At 63.6% G+C, this 1,998-nt stretch carries 2 protein-coding genes; one reads left to right on the forward strand and one right to left on the reverse strand.

The window, feature by feature from the left end; genetic code table 11:
- Window positions 1-1,435: peptide chain release factor 3 (locus EN984_RS32610; RefSeq protein WP_127384261.1), on the reverse strand; the 1,435-nt coding region annotated here is incomplete at its 3' end.
- A 236-nt stretch (window positions 1,436-1,671) separates the two neighbouring features.
- Here EN984_RS32610 and EN984_RS32615 point away from each other — a divergent pair.
- A partial coding sequence (locus EN984_RS32615) for an FAD-dependent oxidoreductase (protein WP_164765831.1) occupies window positions 1,672-1,998 on the forward strand: 327 nt, incomplete at its 3' end.

Here is a 1,998-nt window from a genome sequence, read left to right on the forward strand (position 1 = left end):
AGCGAAGCGTCTCGGCTTTGTCGTCGGCCGATATCCAGCGGCAGACTGAAAACCGCGACATCTCGAATTCGACCGGCAGCGTGTATTCGAAGTTCAGCCGTTCCTTCAGCACGTCGAGCTGCAGCGCGCCGACGACGCCGACGATGGCCGGCGAGCCATCCTCCGGCGAAAACAGCTGCACGACGCCCTCCTCTGCCATCTGGTGCAGCGCTTCCTTGAGTTTTTTCGCCTTCATCGCGTCGCCGAGGCGCACACGACGCAGGATTTCCGGGGCGAAATTCGGAACGCCGCGGAACAGTATCTCCTCGCCTTCGGTCAGCGTGTCGCCGATGCGCAGCGTGCCATGGTTGGGGATGCCGACGACATCACCGGCAAAAGCCTCGTCAGCGGTAACGCGGGTCCGGGCAAAGAAGAACTGCGGCGCCGACAACGACATCGGTTTTCCGGTGCGCACCAGCTTGGCCTTCATGCCGCGCTCGAGCTTACCCGAACAGACGCGGACGAAGGCAATGCGGTCGCGGTGATTGGGATCCATGTTGGCCTGGATCTTGAAGACGAAGGACGTCATCTTCTCTTCGGTCGCCTCGACCTTGCGGGTGTCCGCCTCCTGCGCGCGCGGCGGCGGTCCAAAAGCGCCGAGTGCCTCGATCAGGTCGCGCACGCCATAATTGCGCAGCGCCGAACCGAAATAGACCGGCGTCAGATGGCCCTCGCGGAAGGCTTCTATATCAAGGGGTCTGCACGCTTCTCGCGCGAGCTCCAGTTCCTCGATGAAGGCTTCGCGCTCGTTTTCCGGCAGCAGGCCGGCGACGCGGTTGGAATCGGGACCGTTGACCGGCGTGCGTTCTTTCTCCGCGTCGCCCCCGCGCACGGCATTCAGCGCCAGATGATAGGTGCCGGCAAAATTCTTGCCGCGGCCGATCGGCCAGGTGACGGGGGCAGTATCCAGCGCCAGCTTCTGTTCGATCTCGTCCAAAATCTCGAACGGATCGCGGCTTTCGCGGTCCATCTTGTTGATGAAGGTGATGATCGGAATGTCGCGCAGCCGGCAGACTTCGAACAGTTTCAGTGTGCGCGGCTCGATGCCCTTGGCGGCATCGATGACCATGACCGCCGAGTCGACCGCCGACAGCGTGCGGTAGGTGTCGTCGGCGAAATCCTCGTGGCCGGGCGTGTCGAGCAGGTTGAAGACATTGTCCTCATACTCGAAGGTCATCACCGAGGTGACGACCGAGATGCCGCGCTCGCGCTCGATCTTCATCCAGTCGGACCGCGTCTGGATCTTGTCCTTCTTGGCCTTGACCTCGCCGGCGAGCTGGATGGCGCCGCCGAACAGCAGCAGCTTTTCGGTGAGCGTCGTCTTGCCGGCGTCCGGGTGCGCGATGATCGCGAAGGTGCGGCGGCGTGCCACTTCTTCTTCTATTGCTTCGGGCATTCTCTGGGATTTCCGTGTGACAGGCCGGGCTTCTAGCAGCGCAGTGCCGGCCTGTCGACCGGTCCGGCGGCTCGGGCGCTGCTGATCGCCGCCTCACCGTCAGAGCATACAGCTCAGTCGTGCTGTGGCTCCGGCCAGTGCATTGCCGCATATTTTACGCTGCGCGATGTTGGCAAGCGGCTGCCGGGATGGCACTGGATGAACATCCCTCCGGATGACGAGGCAGAGGAGCAAGCATGACTGCGGCGAAACAAGTAATCGTCATCGGCGCCGGCATCATCGGTGCCTCCACCGCCTGGCATCTGAGCAGAGCGGGTGCGCAAGTGACGGTGATTGCCGACAGTGCTGCCGGTGGGGTGGCGACGCCAAATTCGTTCGCCTGGATCAACGCCAGCTGGGGCAATCCGGAGCCCTATTTCCGGCTGCGCACCCGCGCCATGGCCGAATGGTCGCGGCTGGCGCAGGACCTGCCCGACCTGCCGCTGAGCTGGTGCGGCGGCCTGTGCTGGGACTTACCGGCGGCCGACATGGAAACCTACGCCACGGAACATTCCGCCTGGGGC

It is taken from the genome of Mesorhizobium sp. M7A.F.Ca.CA.004.12.1.1, from assembly GCF_003997835.1.
Lineage (GTDB): Bacteria > Pseudomonadota > Alphaproteobacteria > Rhizobiales > Rhizobiaceae > Mesorhizobium.